This is a genomic window from Phenylobacterium sp. (assembly GCF_035569475.1).
GTDB lineage: Bacteria > Pseudomonadota > Alphaproteobacteria > Caulobacterales > Caulobacteraceae > Phenylobacterium.
Window position 1 is genome coordinate 1 of sequence record NZ_DATMNA010000057.1, and the last position, 17857, is coordinate 17857.

Annotated in this window: 22 protein-coding genes; 9 read left to right on the forward strand and 13 right to left on the reverse strand. The window is 69.7% G+C overall.

The genetic code is table 11. From position 1 onward, the window contains the following. Positions 1–412, reverse strand: a 412-nt coding sequence (locus tag VNW53_RS09250; protein WP_325555226.1) for a hypothetical protein, incomplete at its 3' end; no start/stop codon positions are given. A 38-nt stretch (positions 413–450) separates the two neighbouring features. Then, on the reverse strand, positions 451–1020 hold the full coding sequence (locus tag VNW53_RS09255; RefSeq protein WP_325555227.1) for a hypothetical protein: 570 nt from the start codon (positions 1018–1020) through the stop codon (positions 451–453). Between the two features lie 214 nt (positions 1021–1234). Here VNW53_RS09255 and VNW53_RS09260 point away from each other — a divergent pair, with 214 nt between their 5' ends. After that, positions 1235–1633 carry a four-helix bundle copper-binding protein gene (locus tag VNW53_RS09260; RefSeq protein ID WP_325555228.1) on the forward strand — a complete coding sequence of 133 codons (399 nt, stop codon included), beginning with the start codon at positions 1235–1237 and terminating at the stop codon, positions 1631–1633. Between the two features lie 256 nt (positions 1634–1889). On the opposite strand, the gene VNW53_RS09265 is transcribed toward VNW53_RS09260, so the two are convergent. Further along, the gene (locus VNW53_RS09265; protein ID WP_325555230.1) at positions 1890–2639 is read right to left on the reverse strand and encodes an SDR family oxidoreductase; all 750 of its coding nucleotides are present in this window, start codon (positions 2637–2639) and stop codon (positions 1890–1892) included. A 108-nt stretch (positions 2640–2747) separates the two neighbouring features. Continuing rightward, complete coding sequence (pdxH, locus tag VNW53_RS09270) at positions 2748–3419, reverse strand: pyridoxamine 5'-phosphate oxidase (protein WP_325555232.1); 672 nt, start codon at positions 3417–3419, stop codon at positions 2748–2750. A gap of 288 nt (positions 3420–3707) precedes the next feature. On the opposite strand from pdxH, the gene VNW53_RS09275 reads away from it, so the two are divergent. The 5 genes from VNW53_RS09275 to VNW53_RS09295 all read left to right on the forward strand — a co-directional run bounded on the left by VNW53_RS09275 (position 3708) and on the right by VNW53_RS09295 (position 7655). Further along, positions 3708–4406: a J domain-containing protein gene (locus VNW53_RS09275; protein WP_325555234.1), complete on the forward strand. Its 699-nt coding sequence runs from the start codon at positions 3708–3710 to the stop codon at positions 4404–4406. Between the two features lie 69 nt (positions 4407–4475). Further along, on the forward strand, positions 4476–5558 hold the full coding sequence (locus VNW53_RS09280; protein WP_325555235.1) for an alpha/beta hydrolase family protein: 1083 nt from the start codon (positions 4476–4478) through the stop codon (positions 5556–5558). Positions 5559–5596: 38 nt separating this feature from the next. Further along, positions 5597–6688, forward strand: a complete 1092-nt coding sequence (gene aroC / locus VNW53_RS09285) for a chorismate synthase (RefSeq protein ID WP_325555237.1) — start codon at positions 5597–5599, stop codon at positions 6686–6688. 171 nt (positions 6689–6859) lie between these two features. Next, positions 6860–7375: a response regulator gene (locus VNW53_RS09290; protein WP_325555239.1), complete on the forward strand. Its 516-nt coding sequence runs from the start codon at positions 6860–6862 to the stop codon at positions 7373–7375. 61 nt (positions 7376–7436) lie between these two features. Continuing rightward, positions 7437–7655, forward strand: a complete 219-nt coding sequence (locus VNW53_RS09295; RefSeq protein ID WP_325555241.1) for a hypothetical protein — start codon at positions 7437–7439, stop codon at positions 7653–7655. 233 nt (positions 7656–7888) lie between these two features. Here VNW53_RS09295 and VNW53_RS09300 read toward each other — a convergent pair whose 3' ends face one another. Genes VNW53_RS09300 through queC form a run of 3 tightly spaced genes read right to left on the reverse strand, consistent with a single transcriptional unit; the run spans position 7889 to position 9679 of the window. Then, a complete protein-coding gene (locus VNW53_RS09300) occupies positions 7889–8257 on the reverse strand; it encodes a 6-carboxytetrahydropterin synthase (protein ID WP_325555242.1) in 369 nt (122 codons plus the stop codon). Positions 8258–8300: 43 nt separating this feature from the next. Beyond that, positions 8301–8933, reverse strand: coding sequence for a 7-carboxy-7-deazaguanine synthase (gene queE, locus VNW53_RS09305; protein ID WP_325555243.1), 633 nt, complete (start codon positions 8931–8933; stop codon positions 8301–8303). Further along, the gene (gene queC / locus VNW53_RS09310) at positions 8930–9679 is read right to left on the reverse strand and encodes a 7-cyano-7-deazaguanine synthase QueC (protein ID WP_325555269.1); all 750 of its coding nucleotides are present in this window, start codon (positions 9677–9679) and stop codon (positions 8930–8932) included. Before queC ends, queE begins: the two co-directional genes overlap by 4 nt. 160 nt (positions 9680–9839) lie before the next feature. On the opposite strand from queC, the gene VNW53_RS09315 reads away from it, so the two are divergent. Both VNW53_RS09315 and VNW53_RS09320 read left to right on the forward strand, forming a co-directional pair. Beyond that, positions 9840–10967, forward strand: coding sequence for a response regulator (locus VNW53_RS09315; RefSeq protein WP_325555244.1), 1128 nt, complete (start codon positions 9840–9842; stop codon positions 10965–10967). Positions 10968–11099: 132 nt separating this feature from the next. Continuing rightward, positions 11100–12572 carry a hypothetical protein gene (locus tag VNW53_RS09320; RefSeq protein ID WP_325555245.1) on the forward strand — a complete coding sequence of 491 codons (1473 nt, stop codon included), beginning with the start codon at positions 11100–11102 and terminating at the stop codon, positions 12570–12572. Between the two features lie 22 nt (positions 12573–12594). On the opposite strand, the gene VNW53_RS09325 is transcribed toward VNW53_RS09320, so the two are convergent. Continuing rightward, positions 12595–12909, reverse strand: a complete 315-nt coding sequence (locus VNW53_RS09325) for a hypothetical protein (RefSeq protein WP_325555246.1) — start codon at positions 12907–12909, stop codon at positions 12595–12597. A 234-nt stretch (positions 12910–13143) separates the two neighbouring features. On the opposite strand from VNW53_RS09325, the gene VNW53_RS09330 reads away from it, so the two are divergent. Further along, positions 13144–13344 carry a hypothetical protein gene (locus VNW53_RS09330; protein WP_325555248.1) on the forward strand — a complete coding sequence of 67 codons (201 nt, stop codon included), beginning with the start codon at positions 13144–13146 and terminating at the stop codon, positions 13342–13344. 3 nt (positions 13345–13347) lie between these two features. On the opposite strand, the gene VNW53_RS09335 is transcribed toward VNW53_RS09330, so the two are convergent. The 5 genes from VNW53_RS09335 to VNW53_RS09355 all read right to left on the reverse strand — a co-directional run bounded on the left by VNW53_RS09335 (position 13348) and on the right by VNW53_RS09355 (position 17799). Beyond that, on the reverse strand, positions 13348–14481 hold the full coding sequence (locus VNW53_RS09335) for a phosphatidylinositol-specific phospholipase C1-like protein (RefSeq protein ID WP_325555249.1): 1134 nt from the start codon (positions 14479–14481) through the stop codon (positions 13348–13350). Positions 14482–14610: 129 nt separating this feature from the next. Beyond that, entirely contained in the window at positions 14611–14964 is a 354-nt protein-coding gene (locus VNW53_RS09340; protein WP_325555250.1) for a TadE family protein, read from the reverse strand. A 46-nt stretch (positions 14965–15010) separates the two neighbouring features. Next, complete coding sequence (locus tag VNW53_RS09345) at positions 15011–15370, reverse strand: hypothetical protein (RefSeq protein WP_325555251.1); 360 nt, start codon at positions 15368–15370, stop codon at positions 15011–15013. Between the two features lie 59 nt (positions 15371–15429). Next, a complete protein-coding gene (locus VNW53_RS09350) occupies positions 15430–16605 on the reverse strand; it encodes a pilus assembly protein TadG-related protein (protein WP_325555252.1) in 1176 nt (391 codons plus the stop codon). Positions 16606–17037: 432 nt separating this feature from the next. Beyond that, the gene (locus VNW53_RS09355) at positions 17038–17799 is read right to left on the reverse strand and encodes a MauE/DoxX family redox-associated membrane protein (RefSeq protein ID WP_414693266.1); all 762 of its coding nucleotides are present in this window, start codon (positions 17797–17799) and stop codon (positions 17038–17040) included. Between the last annotated feature and the right edge of the window lie 58 nt (positions 17800–17857).

The window sequence follows — 17857 nt, forward strand, 5'->3', positions numbered from 1 at the left end:
CAACCTCGGCGACTTGCGTCAGCCCGGCGATCGGGCCGGTCAGGATCGTGTGGCTGTACGTGCCCGGTACCGCCTTGACGGAGAGTTTGTCATCGGGGCCAATCGTGTAGGTGATCTGGTACGAGGAAACGCCGGTCTCCCCTCCGCCGGTGTCGACCGAGAAGTCCCCGGCATTCACCGTGCCGGTGCCATCGGCGTGAAACACCATGACCCCTTCGACGGTGTAGGAGAAGAGCTTGACCGGGCCCTTTGGCGTGAAGTTCGGGTTGAATCCGAGCGAGGCCGAATCCCGGATGCAGAACGACATGCCCGTGAAGGCATAGGTTCCGCGCAGACGGACGTGATCATCTGCAAAGGCGGCCGTGCTTGCGGTGGTGGTGGCGACGACGACCAAAATGAAAAAGCGGTGCATGAGGTACCTCTCTGACCAGAAAATGGCTCGCCCTTGCATCAGCGGTCGTCGTCGCTGATGCGGGTCACGATGAGCGATCCATTGCAGATCCGGGCGAACTGGGTGCCATTGGAACGGGTGACCGTTTGGACGCTCGGCACGGGTGGGGCGAGAATGATGGCCCGCGCGTTCTCGCCGATGAATCCGCTCGTGTCTGGAACGTCGATGTCTTGCGTCAGCCCGGCGTTCGGGCCGGTCAGGATCGTGGAGCTGAACGTGCCCGGGACCGCCTTGACCGACAGTTTGGCATCGGGGCCAATCGTGTAGGTGATCTGGTACGAGGAATCGCCGGTCGCCCCTGCGCCGGGGTCGATCGAGAAGGACCGGTTATTCACCGTGCCGGTGCCATCGGTGTGAAACACCATGACGCCTTCGACGGTTTGGGAGAAGGACGCGACCGGGCCCTTTGGCGAGAAATTCGGATTAAATCCGATCGAGGCCGAATTCTGGATGCAGTACGATGCGCCCGTCACCGCATAGGTTCCGTGCAGACGACCGGCGTGATCATCTGCTAACGCGGCCGCGCTTGCGGTTGTGCCGACGACGACCAAAATGAAAAAGCGGCGCAAAGTAGCCTCCCTGATCAGAAGATTTGCCCTCGAATCGGGCTGGAGGTATCCTGTGCCGCGCAGATGAAGATTAGATGTCGCTCATGTAAGCAAGTTGTAGAGGATTTTGACACCCGCCGAGGTTTGACGGCGGACCTTCCTGTTAGGAACACCATAGGCAACCTTCCGCGCCCCCTGAGCGTTAGTATTGGTTGTGCCAAGTGGGAGTACGACCATGGATATTGACGAGACGATTGCCGCTCACCCGGAACTCGCCGGCATCAGCGAACCGCTGATCGCCTGCATCGAGGACTGCTATGCGACTGCGCGGGCCTGCACCTCCTGCGCCGACGCCTGCCTGACCGAGGAGGGCTCCGACGCGCTCCGCCAATGCATTCGCTTCGACCTCGACTGCGCCAATGTCTGTGTGATGACCGGCACGCTCGCGTCGACGCAGTCGGGCTCGAACCCGCAGGTCCTGCGCGGCGCCATCACGCTGTGTGCGCTGGCCTGCCGGCTGTGCGCCGAGGAATGCGAGAAGCACGCTCCCGAGCACGTGCACTGCCGGACCTGTGCCGAACAGTGCCGGAGCTGCGAACAGGCCTGCGTCGGCGCGCTTGAGACGGTGCATTGAGGTGGGTGCCCGGTCGCTGCGCGCCATGGACGAACAGCGGACCGCAGGCTCAGACAAGCGCTTCGTGCAGGTCGTGCGCTACCACCACCATCGTCACTGATCGGATGTCTCCAACGCACGCTGTGTCATCGGCTTGCCGCCTTCGCTAAAGCTTCGGCCGGCCATACCGCAAAGCGCGGCCAAGCCTTGGCGCACACGGGCCGCGGGCAACGACAGTCGAAAGCGTGTCGTGGATCAGGTGAGGTGGCCGCGCGCCTCACACATGCTGGCCGCCGTTGATGTGGATCTCGGCGCCGTTCACGTAAGACGACGTCTCCGTGCACAGCACGTAGATGATCTTTGCGACCTCGTCGGGCGTCCCGAGCCGGTGCATCGGGATCTGCTGGTCGACGATCTTTTCCGTGCCGGGGGAGAGGATCGAAGTGTCGATCTCGCCTGGCGCGATCGAGTTGACGCGGACGCCGACGCGGCCGAAATCGGCGGCCATTTCCCGTGTGAGCGCCGCCAATGCCGCCTTCGAGGTCGCGTAGGCCGCGCCGGCAAAGGGATGCACGCGCGAGCCCGCGATCGAGGTGACGTTGACGACCGAACCCTTCACCTTCTTCAATTCCTGGATCAGCCCGCGGGCCAGCATGATCGGCGCGAAGAAGTTGACGCGAAAAACGTGGTTCCAGGTGTCGAGCTCGGTATCGACGCTGCCGAGCCGCGCACCGCCATGGCCCTTCGGCGAGATCGCGGCGTTGTTGACCAGCGCATGCAACTCACCGGCCTCGAGCCGCTTCCTGATCTCGGCGATCGCGCGCAGCGTGTCCTCGGGATCGGCAAGGTCGACCTGGATGTGGTCCTCCGGGCCGGCGTCCCACGGGCATTCCTCGGGGAAGGCATGCCGCGAGCAGGTGATGACGCGCCAGCCGGCCGAGGAGAAGCGGATCACCGTGGCGTGGCCGATGCCGCGGCTCGCTCCGGTCAGAAGCAGCGTGCGCCGTGGCAGGTTGGAGGTCGGCATGAACTTCTCTTTCGCTCTCTCCTCGTCGTTCCCGGACGCGTCGAAGACGCGAACCCGGAACGATGAGATCCCGGGTCCGGTCCTTCGGACCGTCCTGGAGTGACGGGTCTAGGGATAAAGCCTCATCTTGCTCCACGCAGCGCCCGAAGCGCCGCGGGAAAATTCGATGCGGTCGTGCAGACGGAACGGGCGGTCGTGCCAAAATTCGAAATGCAGCGGGGAAATGCGCCAGCCGCTCCAGCCCGGCGGCCGCGGCACCTCGGAGATCACATATTTGGCGGCGACCAGCGCGATTGCCTGCTCGAAGGCAAAGCGGCTCTCCAGGGCTTGCGACTGTTTTGACGCCCAGGCGCCGATCTGCGCCTGCTTTGGGCGCGTCGCGAAATAGGCGTCGGCCTCTTCATCCGTCACGGGCGACACATTGCCGCGGATGCGTACCTGCCGGCGCAGCGACTTCCAGTGGAACAGCAGCGCCGCCTTCGGATTGACCGCCAGTTCCCGGCCCTTGGCGCTGCCCGCGTTGGAGTAGAAGACGAAACCGCGCGCGTCGGCGTCCTTCAGGAGCACCATGCGCACGTCCGGCAGGCCGTCGGCGTCCACTGTCGCCAGCGACATGGCGTTGGCGTCGTTCGGCTCCTTGCCTACCGCCTCGCGCAGCCAGGCGTTGAACAGCGCGAACGGGTCGTCCTCGCTCAACAGCGGCAGGGGCTCGGCCACCGCCACCTGCCGGACATAGTCGTCCTCGCTGGGCGACGGCGGGATCAGGGTCTTGTCGGTCATCGCCTGCGATATAGCCCGAGGCGCCAAGGCTTCGCGAGGCCTAACCGCCGCCATCCTCTCCCCCGCGCGCAGCGCGAGAGGGAGAGGGCGGCGCAGGACTCCTGTCCGGCGCTCCCAGTCCAGCCATGACCCATAGCAGGCCCGTCGCCTGACCTCCGGCGGATCACGCCCTCACGGGCCGCCCTCTCCCTACCCTCTCCCTCTCGGCTTCGCCGGGGGAGAGGACGCACCGGGATAGACCGCCCCTTAACCCCGCATTGACCATGTCGGCGCGATCCTGGCGGGCAGATGAGCTCCGCCCCGCCGATTTCGCTGAAGACCGCGCGCGAGGTGCTGGGCGTCGGTCCCTTCTACACCTCCGGCGACCTGCGCCGGGCCTTCCGGGAGGCCGCCAAGCGCGCCCACCCCGACCGCCCGGGCGGCGACGAGGCGCGCTTCCATCGGGTGGTCGAGGCCTATCACCGGCTGCAGACCGCCCAGGCCGGTCCCGACCGCATCATCCAGCCGCCCGTCCCGCGCCCGCCGCGGCCCGCGGCGCTGACCATCGGCCCAGAGGTCGCCCTGCGCGGCGGCCACGCCGAGCACCGCGCCGCCGACGGCCGGCGGCTGCGCGTGGCCCTGCCCCCCGGCCTGCGCCAGGGCGACACGGTCCGCGTCGACGGCGTCGAGATGCCCGTCGTACTGATGGGCGCGCCGAACATGCAGGTGCGCGGCGACGACCTGTGGGTCACCGCCTCGGTGGCCCCGCGCCTGCTGGCCGAGGGCGGCCGCGTCCGCGTCGAGACCCCGCTCGGCCGGCGCACCGTCTGGCTGACCCGGAAGGCAGGCGAGCGCAAGCTGGTGCGCCTCGAGGGCCAGGGCCTGCCCGCTCGCGGCCCCCACCGCCAGGGCCACCTCTTCCTGCGCCTCGCCCCGGCCCCGGCCGGCGAGGCCGATAGCGCCGCGCGGACACTGCTGCGCCGGTTCGCCGCCGCCTGGGCGGCCTGACGGCGATTTAGGCGGCGCCGATGCCAGCTTCGCCCTAGAAGCGGCGGGAACCTTCCAGCGGAGCGAATGATGCGGCGGATCCTTGGCCTGTTGGGCGCGCTTGCGGCCTTCTGTTGCGTGGCGGCCCCGGCCGAGGCCTTCCCCGTCGGCGAGCGGCATCTGGAGGCCGCCAACCCGACCGCCGCCCTGCGCGACGCCGGCCACAGCCCCAGGCTGCGCGTCACCGTCTGGTACCCCGCCGCGGAGGGCGCCGACGAAAAATCCCTCGACCTCGGCCCGCCGGGAAAGCCGCTGTTCTACGTCGGCGAGGCCGCGCCCGACGCGCCCTTCGCGGACGCCCGGCGCCGGCCGGTGATCCTGTTCTCCCACGGCTACGGCGGCTCGGCGCGGATGATGGGCTGGTTCACCACCGTCCTGGCCCAGCAGGGCTACGTCGTCATCGCCGTCGACCACCCCGGAAACAACAGCCGCGACAAGATGACGGTCGCCGGCTCGGCGCTGTTCTGGGACCGGCCGGGAGACCTGGAGGCCGCCCTCGAAGCGGTGAAGGCCGATCCCGTCCTCGGCGCCTACATCGATGTCCGGCGCCTGGGCGTCGCCGGCTTCGCGACCGGCGGCTTCACCGCGCTCGCGGCGGGCGGCGCGCGCGTCGACCTGCAGCGCTTCCAGGCCGCCTGCGCGGCCCATCCCGACGACGGCCTCTGCAAGCCGCAGCCGGAGTTTCCCGTGACCCAGGAGCAGGCCACAGCCGCGCTCGCCGCGCCGGAGCTCGCCGCAGAGGCGGCCCACGCCGGCGACGACCACTCGATCCGCGGCGTCCGCGCGGTCTTCGCCATCGCCCCGGCCCTCGTCCAGGCCTTCGACCCCGCCAGCCTGACGGCCATGAGCACGCCGGTGGCCATCGTCCTCGGCGAGGCCGATCCGGTCGCGCCGCCGCGCCTCAACGGCGGGGCGGCCGCCCGCGCCATCCCGCGCGCCCAGTTGAAGAGCCTGCCGGGCGTCGGCCACTACGACTTCCTGTCCACCTGCACGCAGGCCGCCTTCAACACCGAGGCCCTCTGCCAGGCCCTGCAGGTTCCCCAAGGGCCCACCCACTTCGAGACCCTGCAGATGGCGCTGATGCTGTTCGGCCGCGCGATGGGCGCGCCCTGAGGTTGGTGCGCGCCGCCTAAGCCGCTACAAGCCCGGCCATGTCGCACAATACGTTCGGCCATCTGTTTCGCGTGACCACCTGGGGCGAGAGCCACGGGCCGGCGCTCGGCTGCGTGGTCGACGGCTGCCCGCCGGGGATCAGGCTCACCGAGGCCGACGTGCAGGTCTGGCTGGAAAAGCGCCGACCGGGCCAGGGCAAGTTCGTCACCCAGCGCCAGGAGCCGGACGCGGTGAAGATCCTCTCCGGGGTGTTTTCCGACGAACGTCACCCCGACCAGGTCACCACCGGCACGCCGATCTCCATGCTGATCGAGAACCTCGACCAGCGCAGCCGCGACTATTCCGAGATCGCCACCGCCTTCCGTCCCGGCCACGCCGACTACAGCTACTTCGCCAAGTACGGCGTGCGCGACTACCGCGGCGGCGGGCGCCAGTCGGCCCGCGAGACCGCCGCCCGCGTCGCCGCCGGGGCCGTGGCCAGGAAGATCGTCGAGGGCGTCACCATCCGCGGCGCCGTGGTCCAGATCGGCCCGCACGCCGTCGCGCCGGACCGCATCGACTTCAGCCTGACCGAAACCAATCCCTTCTGGTGCCCGGACCCCGACATGGTCCCGGTCTGGGAGGAGCACCTGGAAAAGATCCGCAAGGCCGGCTCCTCCACCGGCGCCATCGTCGCCGTCGAGGCCACCGGCGTCCCCGCCGGCTGGGGTGCGCCGGTCTACGGCAAGCTCGACGCCGAGCTGGCCGCCGCGCTGATGTCGATCAACGCCGCCAAGGGGGTCGAGATCGGCGCAGGCTTCGCCGCCGCGGCCCTGACCGGCGAGGAGAATGCCGACGAGATGCGCGCCGGAAACGACGGGCCCATCTTCCTGTCCAACAGCGCCGGCGGCGTCCTGGGCGGCATCTCCACCGGCCAGCCGGTGACCGCCCGCGTCGCCTTCAAGCCCACCTCCTCGATCCTCACCCCGCGCCGCTCGATCAACGAGGCCGGCGAGGAGATCGAGCTCCGGACCAAGGGCCGCCACGACCCCTGCGTCGGCATCCGCGCCGTGCCCGTGGTCGAAGCCATGGTCGCCTGCGTCCTGGCCGACGCCTTCCTGCGCCACCGGGGCCAGACCGGGGCGGCCTGACGGCCCTGCGTCGGCGCCGCCGACCTGCACACGCCCAGGTGCGCCATCGGATTTTCCATCAACCACAGCGGTTTAACCTAATCGAAGAACGTTGTGATTCCGCATTGACCGGCAGTGTTTCCGCTGCGTAATCAGCGCACCCTGTCCGCCCGAACCGCGTGTGGATCGCCCTTGCGCTACGACCTGCTGAAAATCCTCCTGGTGGACGACAACCACCACATGCGGGTCCTCCTGGCGGAGATCCTCAAGGCGATCGGCGTGCGCCACATCTACGAGGCCGGCGACGGCGCCCAGGCCCTGCAGATGATGCGCAACCACGCCATCGACATCGTCATGACCGACCTCAGCATGGAGCCGCTGGACGGGATCGACTTCGTGCGCTTGTTGCGCCGCTCGCCCGACAGCCCCAACCAGATGTGCCCGGTGATCATGATCACCGGCCATTCCACGGCCACCCGCGTGCAGGAGGCCCGCAACGCCGGCGTCAACGAGTTCCTCGCCAAGCCGCTGAACGCGCGCAGCGTGCTGGAGCGCGTCGCCCAGGTCATCGACCATCCCCGCCGGTTCGTGAGAAGCGACGACTACTTCGGGCCCGACCGCCGCCGCCGCGCCGACCCCGGCTTCACCGGCCCCTGGCGCCGCGACGGGGACGACGCGCTGCGAAAGGCCGCGATCCACCAGGTCTGACGCGCCTTAATTCTTCGCGGATCGCCGTGCAGGATGCGCCGAAGTCGGGGAATCTGGTGACATGCTGCTGAAATCCATCGCCTCGGGCGCGATCCTGGCGGTCGCCTGCGTGATGCTGTCGGGCTGCGTGATGGTCGGCGCGGCGGGCGCCGTCGGCGGGGCCGCGGTCGCCGTCACCGGAGCCGCCGTCGGCCTCGGCGCCAAGGCCGTCAGCGCCACCGCCCACGGCGTCGGCGACGCCGTCTCCGGCGGCAAGAAGGACGCCAAGCCCGGGAATTAGCCGTCCGCAGTTCCGCGAACGATGTCCGATCACACAGGCCCGCGAAGCGGGCAGTCCTGATTGAAACCACCAAGGACACCAAGACCACCAAGACCACCAAGCTCGTGAAGGCCATCAACGGATCGGGCCGGCGCGGCCTCTTGGCGATCTTGGCGGTCAAACTTGCGGAGTCTCCGCTATCGCGGAGCCTCGGATATCGAGCGCGTTCGTGGGGTTCGTGGACGAATTCCCGCCTACAGGCTCAGCGAACAGCTCTCGCCGACCGTCGGCCGGGACACGACCACCCGCGACAGCCCCGGGAACTGGCCCTTCAGGCGCTCGGCGAACCACAGGCACAGGTGCTCCAGCGTCGGGCTCTCCAGGCCCGGCTTCTCGTTCAGGAGGCCGTGGTCCAGCTCACCGGCCGCGGCCCGCAGGGCGCTGTCCAGCTCGCCCAGGTCGGCGACCCAGCCGATGGTCCCCTGCGCCTCGCCGCGCACGCTGGCCTCGACCCGGAACGAGTGGCCGTGCAGGCGCGTGTAGGGCCCTGCGGGGCCCGCCGGCAGGTGGTGCGCCGCGTCGAAGGTCGCGGCCTTGGTGATCTCGAAAATCCTGGAGCTCATCTGATCTTGTGCGGTGGGGTCGCATAGGCCTCGGGCGGGGGCCTCAGGCGATGCCGAGGTACTTGTGCGTCTGGACGCTTAAACGCCAGCGGGGATGGGCAAGGCAATAGGCGATGGCGGCCTGCGTGTTCTCCGCCCGCCGCGGCCCGTCCATCGGCTGCAGCAGGAAGCGCTCGAAATCCCACCCCTCGAACCGGGCCGGATCGACGCCCGGCTGCGGGTAGACCAGCTTCAGCTCCTGGCCGCGGGTCTGCACCACGGCGGCGTCGGCCTTGGGGCTGACGCAGATCCAGTCGACGCCGTCCGGCACGGCCAGGGTGCCGTTGGTCTCCAGCGCCAGCGAAAACCCCCGCCCGTGCAGCGCCGCGATCAGCGGCGCGTCCAGTTGCAGCACGGGCTCGCCGCCGGTCAGCACCACCAGCCGATCGTCCGCCCCGCCGGCCCAGGCCGCCTCCACCGCCGCCGCCAGCTCATCGGCCGACGCGAAGCGGCCCCCGCCGGGGCCGTCCAGGCCCACGAAATCGGTGTCGCAGAAGGTGCAGACCGCGGCTTCCCGGTCCTGCTCGCGGCCGGACCAGAGGTTGCAGCCGGCGAAGCGGCAGAACACCGCCGGCCGGCCCGCCTGGCCGCCCTCGCCCTGCAACGTCAGGAAGATCTCCTTGACCGCATAGCTCATGGGGCGCCCTCGGGACGCAGCGCCGGGCGGCCCTGCGCCACCCAGGCCTCCCAGCCGCGCCCTCGCAGCTCGCATGCCGGACAGGTCCCGCAGCCGTAGCCCCACGGGCGCAGCGTCGTGCGGTCGCCCAGGTAGCAGGTGTGGCTTTCCTCGACGATCAGCCGCACCAGCGCCTCGCCGCCCAGCCCCTTGGCCAGCGACCAGGTGTCGGCCTTGGTGAGCCGCATCAGCGGCGTCGCGATGGCGAAGTCCTGCGCCATGCCCAGGTTCAGCGCGCTCTGCATGGCGTCCAGCGTGTCGCGCCGGCAGTCGGGATAGCCGGAGAAATCGGTCTCGCACATGCCGCCCACCAGCGCCTTCAGCCCCCGCCGGTCGGCCAGGGCCGCCGCATAGACGAAGAACGCAAGGTTGCGCCCTGGCACGAAGGTCGACGGCAGGCCTTTCTCGGTCATCTCGATCGCCCGGTCGGCGGTGAGCGCCGAGGCCGCCACGGCCCCGAAGCTGGAGATGTCCAGCACATGGTCCTCGCCCAGCCGGGCGGCCCAGGCGGGGAACTCGGCCGCGAGACGGGCCCGCACGCCCAGCCGCGCCTCCAGCTCCACCGCATGGCGCTGGCCATAGTCGAAGCCCACGGTCTCGACCCGCTCATGGCGCGCCAGCGCCCAGGCCAGGCAAACGCTGGAGTCCTGCCCGCCCGAGAACAGCACGAGGGCGCCGGCCCCCCGTTGGGTGTTGGGGTCGATCATCGCCCTCATATGCGCGATCGCACCCGCCTTCGCAAAGCCGGCGCCCGCCGCTGCGCCGCCGCAGCAGGGCCGGGGCGCGTGTGACCGCCGTCACTTAACCTCTCCGCAAGCGCTTTGCGCCATGGTGGCGTTGTCGCGCGCCCGCAACCTTCGGCTGTTCATGTCCCTTCCCGATTTCTTCTTCGACCGTGTCACCGCCGAGATCATCCAGCAGATGGATGGGGCCCTGGCCCTGACGGACCAGCTCTCGCGACAACGCCTGACCCCCGACGCCCATGCCTGCGTCAGCGGCGTGGCCGAGGCGGCCGAGGGCGTGCGCCGGCTGATGGAGCGCGCCACCGACCTTCGCAAGATCACCAATCACGGCCTCAGCCTCGAACCGGCGCCGTTGCGCCTGCGCGAGCTGGTGGACGAGGTCCACAGCCGCTGGCAGCCGTCGGCGGCCAACAGCGGCGTCACCCTGCTGGTTTCCTACGACGGCGATCCCGACGCCTGCGCGCTGGGCGACCGCAAGCGCCTGCTGCAGGTGTTCGACGGCTTCGTCGGCGAGGCGGTGGCCTCCATGCGCCGCGGCGCGGTCGAGGCCAGCGTGCGCACCGCCGTCGGCCCCGAGGGCGTGCGCCTCGAAGGCCGCGTGCGCGGCGCCCGCGACCCGGCCTGGAAAGGCCAGGACCTCGAGACCCGCGTCCGCGACATCGAAGCCCGGTTCGGCCTGGAAGTCGCCATCGGCGTGGTCATGGCCCGCCAGATCGTCGACGGCCTGGGCGGAACCCTGCGCAGCGAAGGCGCCGGGGGAACCTCCGAGACCGCGGTCTTCGAGATCCTCCTGCCGATCGCCCTGGAGAGCCCGGCCGAAGAGCCGCAGGAGGCCGAGCGCTCGGCCCACGTCCTGGTGGTCGACGACAACGCCACCAACCGCATGGTCGCCCAGGCGCTCTGCGAGATGTTCGACTGCACCTGCGAAAGCGCCAACGACGGCGCCCAGGCCGTCGAGGCCGCGCGCAGCGGCCGCTTCGACCTGATCCTGATGGACATCAAGATGCCGGTGATGGACGGCGTCGCCGCCACCCGCGCCATCCGCGCGCTCGGCGGCCCGGCCTCCGTGGTGCCGATCATCGCGCTCACCGCCAACGCCGAGCCGGAGGACGCCGAGGGCTATCTCGCCGCCGGCATGAACGGCGTCGTCGAAAAGCCGATGAAGCCCGAGCACCTGCTGGCCGCCCTCCAGGCCGCCCTCGGCGAGACCGCCGCCGACCCGGCCGCCTCCGCCAAAGCCGCCGCGGCCTAGGCTGAGAACTCTCCTCACCGGGCTTAACGAAGACACAACCGCGCACCGCGCCATATCGGTGCTATGCCTCCCGGGCGCCCTGCCGAGGAGGCGGAAGGTCGCGCCCCTATGTCTTCGAGAGCGACGAGAGCGGTGGAAGCTTCCGGCCGGACGGCCATTTCGGACCTGCTGACGCAAGGCGGCGACGAGCGGATCGTCCTGGACCCTGAGACCGGCCGCAACCGCTATGGCCTGGGCGTCGACCCGCAGTCCGGCGCCGCGGAGTTCGGCTCCACGACGGCCTCAACCATCTCTGCGGCCGCCCTTGCCCATGTGGCCGACGCCTTCGCCGCCCTGCCCCGCGCCGCCTCGCCCCGCGAGGCCTACGCCCTCGCGGCGCAGGCCACGCGGGAGGATCTGGCCCGGCTCTGCGGCCTGCCCTCGGGCGCCGCGGCCAACATCGTCCTCGCCCCGTCCGGCACCGACCTGCACCTGATCGCCGCCGACCTGGCCCGCGGCCGCGCATCCGACCCGCTCGCCACCGTCATGCCGGACTCCAACGAGACCGGCCGCGGGGTTCCCCTGGCGGTGCGCAGCCTGCGGTTCGGCGTCCAGGCCGCCCACGCCGCCGCCTCGGAGATCGGCGCCCTGCTGCCCGGCGCCGTCGCCGGCGAGACCACAGCCGTCGACCTGCGGCGCCCGGACGGAAGCCCGCGCGCGCCGGGCGACGTGGACGCCGACTTCGAGCGCGCCTGCCGCCGCGCCCTCAGCGCCGGACGCCGGGTCATGCTGGTGCTGGTCGACGTCTCCAAGACCGGCCTGATCGCGCCCAGCCCCGCCTGCGCCCGTGACCTGAAGCAGCGCTACGGGGACCGGCTGACGGTGCTCGTCGACGCCTGCCAGTTCCGGCTTTCGCCGCGCAGCCTCTCGGCCTACCTCGCCGCCGACTTCCTGGTGGCGATCACCGGATCGAAGTTCGTCGCGGGGCCGCCCTTCTCCGGCGCCCTGCTGGTTCCCGACGCCTCCGCGCCGGGCCTGAAGGCCCAGCCGCTGCTTCCCGCCCTGGCGGACGTCAGCGGCCGCGAGGACTGGCCGCCCGGCTTCGCCGGCCGCGCCGTCCTGCCCGACCTGCCGAACTTCGGGATGCTGGCGCGATGGCGCGCCGCGCTCTACGAGCTCGCGGCCTTCCGGTCCTGCCCCGACGCCGGGATCGGCGATTTCCTGTCCCGGTTCGCCGCGCGGATCGAAACCGGCCTCGCCGGGATCGAGGGCCTGGAGCCGGTGGCGGCCCCGCCGCTGGCCCGCCTCGCCGACGGCGGCTGGGATGGGACCTCGACGATCTTCACCTTCCGCGTCGCCGACCGCCAGGACGCCCTGTGCCCGCGTCGACTGCAGGGGCTCTACGAGCGTCTCCGCCGGCCGCCCCCAGGCGAGGGCATGGCCGTCAGCCTGGGCCAGCCCGTCACCATCGGCCGGGACCGCGACGTTCCGAGGGTCGCGCTCAGAATCTCAGCCAGCGCGCCGCTGGTCGTCGAAGCGCTGAACGCCCCCGATCGCGGCGAGGCCGTCCTGGCCCGCGCGCTGGAGGCCCTGCAGATCGCCGCCCGTCGGGCCCGGCAGGGCTGACCTGTCAGGCCGCTGGACAGGCCTACCCGTCCTCGCCGACCACCTTGGCGGGGTTGTAGTTGGCCACCAGGTCCTCGTGTTCCGCCGAGCGCGCCGCACGGGCCACGTTCAGCCGGGTGAACAGGTGCGTCTGCCGGCGGCCGGCGCGCGCCGGGCCCGGCGGCCGCAACCGCGACAGGTCGAGCGAGACGCCCACCGTCATCACCTTGAATCCCGAGGCGCTCTCCTGGACGAGCACATAGTTGCCGGCCGTCGGCAGATGCGACGCCCCGTCCGGCCGGCGCCGGAAACGGTACGGCGCCCCGGATGCGCCCTGAAGGTCGATGAAATCCTGCATGTCCACTCTATGCTGCGCGCCGGATCGCTCCGGGCGCTGTGGCTGATCTACGCTCATTTTGAGCCACCCTTCCGCCGCAGGCCCTCAAGGGGCCTTAGCGCGACACGCCATCTTCCTCTCAGTCGTGACGACAACAAGGCAGCTTGGCCGTGGAAACAAGCGTCACAACAGTATCTCTTGGCCTGCGTGGAGACTCGCGACCATATCGTCACGGGGGCGCAGAGGTTTAATGCGATGGACGAAGCAACCTTCGTGGCGTTTGTTCCGAAAAAGAAAAGCGACGAGTTGCGCGAAACCTTGACGGCCGAGGACACCGGCCCGCTGCGCTGGCGGGAGCGGCGGACCTTCTCCGGCAGCGAGTTTTACTTCACCGGTCCCACCGAACTGGCGCGCAAGGCCCAGATCTACGTCACCCAGTGGCTGATTTCCGGCTGATCCTCAGGGCGCGACGGGCGCGTCCGCCAGGGCGGAGTCCTTACACGCCTTCGGGGCGTTCACCGGGTTGCAGCGCACCGAAGCGTGGCCGGGCAGGCTGACCGCATAGCCGGTCCAGCGCGAGGGCTCGTACCAGGGATAGTCGGTGCTCACCATCTGGGCGCCGCTCGCCAGCGCCCTGTCCCGCTGGGCGGTGTCGCCGGTGCGGGCTTCCTTGGTGTCGGCGTCGGAGCGGGTCCGCACCAGATAGCCCTGCTTGACCAGGGCCGCGATGGCCTCCGGCGTCCCTTCGTTCTGCTCGACGAACCCGGCGTCGGGGTCGCCGGCCCTGGCGTTGGTGAACAGCGCCCGGCCCTTCAGCGCCGGATGCCCCGCCACGTAGGTCGGCGTGATGTTCGTCTGGTCCAGGAGGAAGACGACCTTGCCTCGCGCGCTTTTCAGCGTCGGCCAGCCGCCGTGCGCCACCGCCTCGGGCAGGGTCGCATAGTGGCCGCGCACCTGGTCCGGCGTCACCATTTCGCGCTCCGGGAACACCGCGCGGATCTCCGCGTCCAAGGCGTCCAGCACCTGCGGCGTGAAGCGCTCGTAGTCCACCATGCCGGGCACGGCCTTGATCGGCTCCTGGGTCTTGGTCTCCACCAGGACGAAGATCGGCACATGTTGCGGGTGGGCCTGCGACCAGGCGCGGATCTCGCGCAGGCAGCCGGCGAAGGGCTGGCAGTTGGAGACGTAGTCGATGTCCTGGACGTGCATCACCTTGAAGCCGGGCTTCAGGAACACGCCCGCCTTGTCGAAGCCCGCCGCGCCGCCTTCGTTCAGAGTCGCCCCGAACGGGTGGGCGAAGCGGCCGCCCTTGGCGTCGGCGTAAATGTCGAGTTCGACCTGCCGGACCCCGTGGTCGAACTGCACGGTCAGCGGCGCGTGGCTGTAGTCCAGCCCGTCGAAGGCCTTGGGGTTGGTCGCCTGCAACAGCTTCGCCACCCCCGGCGTCAGCCCGGAATGATAGCTGTTGTGGCTGCCGATCACCTGGATCTGGTTGATGCGGACCCCGCCGTCCGGCGCGGCGGCCCCGGCCGCTCCGGCGACGGCGAGCGCGCAGGCAAGCGCGCCCGCGACGAAGCGATAGGGCCTGGACATGTGAACTCCCGAAAACGGCGGCGGCTTATGGACCGCGCTTCTTAGGAGCGAAATGTGACAGGTTGGATTGGCCCGTCAAAGCCCGGCTCGCCCGGAGCGCCCGCTGCAGGGGGCCGGCCGCGGCTCAACCTAGGGCGCAGGCACTTCGGTCTGGGCGTTGAAGGTCAGCGCCTGCTGCGGCAGCAGCGGAATGGACAGATGGGTCTGATAGACGCTCGACGCGCGCGTCATCGGGGCGTTCGGCGTCGTGTTGTCGGCCGCGAGCGAAACCGTGATGTTCTGGGTGTCGGCCACGCCGTTTAGCTGCGAGAGCATCGCCGACTTCAATTGGTCGGCCGTGGTCGCGGGGTTGAGCAGCAGGCTCCGCGCATTGGTCTCCAGGCTCCAGCGCACGCTCGCCGCGCAATGCAGCGCCCAGGCCAGTTGAAAAACGCCCAGCAGGAAGACAAGGAGCGCGGGGGAGACCAGGGCGAACTCGACCATGGTCGCGCCAGAGTCGGACCTGGCCGCGCGGACGATGCGGCGGGCCCTAGCGAACACGGACCACGTCGCTCTGGGACAGGACCCGCGACTGCATCAGGCCGCTGAACGTCCCCTGCGCGGTCAGGGTCAGGAACACCGAGGGCGGGTTCGAGCCCGCGCAGAGCGTCGCGCAGTCGGCCGGACTCGAGCCGCAGGTGCAGCTTCGCGTCACGCTCATGGAGCCGTCCGCGGGCTTGGAGGGCCACGCCTGCTGCGCCACGAGCTGGGCCGTGGGATCGTCCGACCCGCCGGTCTGATAGTAGCGCGCGCCGCTTTGGAGGGCCGTGCGCATATCCTCGTTCTGGCTGACGGTTAGCCAGGTGTCCGCGCCCACCAGGAGCAGGGTCGCGAGGAACGGGGCGATCAACGCGAACTCCAGCGCCGCGAGCCCGCGTTGGTCGCTTCGAAAATGACCAAGCCGCCGCATCATTCCACCAGGGTGACCGCTTGCCGCCCGGGGATCGCCGCCATGCCATAGCTCGAGCAGTTCACCGCCACCGTGGCGTTCCCGCTCCATTGGACCTGGTCGGCGACGATCTGGGTGCAGCCGTTCGTCCCGGAGAAGTTGCCGAGATAGCTCACCTGCTGCGTCGGGAAATAGATGTCGCCCGTAAAGCTGGAGGCGGCGTCGCCATTGAAGGTGTTGGACCCGCCCGCCGCCGCACGATCCCCGAAGAACAGGATGCCGCTGTAGGTTCCGGAGGTGGGCGCCGCCAGGCTGACGGACGCATTGCCCCTCATCGTCACCTGGGAGCCGGCGACCAGGTAGATGGTCACGCCGCTGCCGCTCACATTGGCGTTTGCGTTGACCGAGAAGTTCCCGCCCGAGACGTAGTAGGTCCCGGGAGAGAGCACGACCGTTCCGCTGAGGCTCATGCCGTTCGAGTAGGAGCCGGGTTGAAGCGTCGTCGTCCCCTTGTTGCCGTTGGGGATTGACCGGTTCTGCCCCGGACTGGGGGTCGGCAGGCCCGCGAACGGATCGGCCACCCGCGGCGCCTGGGTGATGCCGGCGAAGCATCCTGTAAGCGTCAGGCCTGACTTGTTGGTGATCCCGCCGGCCGACATCACGCAATCCGCCATCAGCTTCGCGGATCCCCAGACGTCGACGGCGTTGGAAGCCACCGAGTTCGACATCACGTCGCAGCCGGTGAGGTTCAGGGTCGAATTGCCCTGCACCTGGACCGCGGCCGGAGCCGTCTTGTCGAGCGCCAGGATGCAAGCGTTTGCGGCGGTTTGCGCAATGGCCACTGCGCGCGCGCTGACGGTGATCGGCTGACTGCTGAAGACAGCCGAGAAGAACCGCGGCGCGTTCATCGTCAGCAGCACTTCGACGGCGTTGGGCGTGAGGTTGGCTCCCGAGGCCGGCGGCGAATTGACGGTGATCGTGCCGGACGATGACGACCACCCGTTCGAGGTCGCCTGGGCGTTCGCGGCCGCCGCGATCGTCGCCGCGCTCGATCCGGCCCGATCCTCGAGCGCGCCCGCATAGGCCGCGGCGTCGGCTGCGGCCTGGAGGTGGTTCTTCTGGAAATAGTCGAAGCTGGTCTCGGCGACGAGCCCCGCGCCGCCCATCAGCAACGGCATCGACAGGGCGAAGACCATCGCCACGTTCCCGCCGTCGGGCCGGATCCATCGATGAAGGCGGCGGGCGGTTGAAATGAGACGACGGGTTCTCATGCCCGCGACCTTGCGCCTCTTGGGTTACCGCCCCGCAAAGAACCTCGGTTAATCTCGATTTGGCGGAATTTGCGCAGGCCAGGACCTCGACGCGGGGCGAGCCTTCCCGGCCCCGTGCAAGCGGAACCATTTCAGAATGGTGCGCGATTGTTGCAGGCGCGAACGGGCTGTTCTTCGACCGGCGGTATCGGCCGCTCCGACTTGGGCCAAGCCCGCTCTGCCCTAGGTCAGGGCCGCTTGGATTGGCCGGGCAGGGCGCAAACGCATCGCCGAAGGCGGCGATCCGCCAGGGCCGGTCAGAACCCGCCGAGCCGCCGCTTCTTCAGGTCCGGCGCCGGTCCGGACCCCACCCTCGGATCACGCGACCAAAGGCGCGGCCATGACCCCCATCCAGACGGCCATCGCGACCATCATCAGGTTCTCGGTGAGCGAGATGAAGCCCAGCGGCACGTTGCTCCCGCCGCCGACGCAGGCGCACTTGAGCTCCCGCCGGTCCAGGTAGACCGCCTTGAACACCGACACCGCGCCCACGCCGCCGATGAACAGCGCCACCGGCGCCGAGAGCCAGGTCAGGGCGCCGGCCACCATCAAGGCTCCGGCGCCCAACTCCGCGAAGGGGTAGATCTTGCCATAGGGGACCCAACGCCGGGCCAGCAGGTCGTAGTTCAGGAACATCGTCGAAAACGTCTCGACGTTCTGCAGCTTGAGCATGGCCAGCGCCATCATCGACAGGCCGATGAACCACTCGCCGGTCCGCACCGTGAAGGCGCTGCCGAAGCTCGCGTAGCTCAGCGCCAGCGCCATCAACGCGGTCACCGCAAAGACCGCCAGCACCGGCGTGTAGCTGGTCGCGGTCGGGTCGCCGACCTTCAGGCCGAAGTGGCGGCGCAGGTCGTCGTAGCCGCCGATGCGTACGCCGTCGATGAAGGCCTGCGGCGTCGTCCTGACGCCGCGTTCGGCCTTGAACGCATCGGTCTCCTGGCGGGTCCGAAGCCAGCGGTCCTCGATCTGGTATCCTTTGCGGCGGAGCAGCGCCCTGGCCTTGAGGCCGTAGGGACAGACGTGCTTGTCCATCACCATTCGATAGAGGATCGCCGTCTTCGCAGAGCCGCCGGGCATGGTCGCCACCGTTGTTTCCATTCTCGCCCGCCCCATGTGGGTTCCGTACCGTAGTACG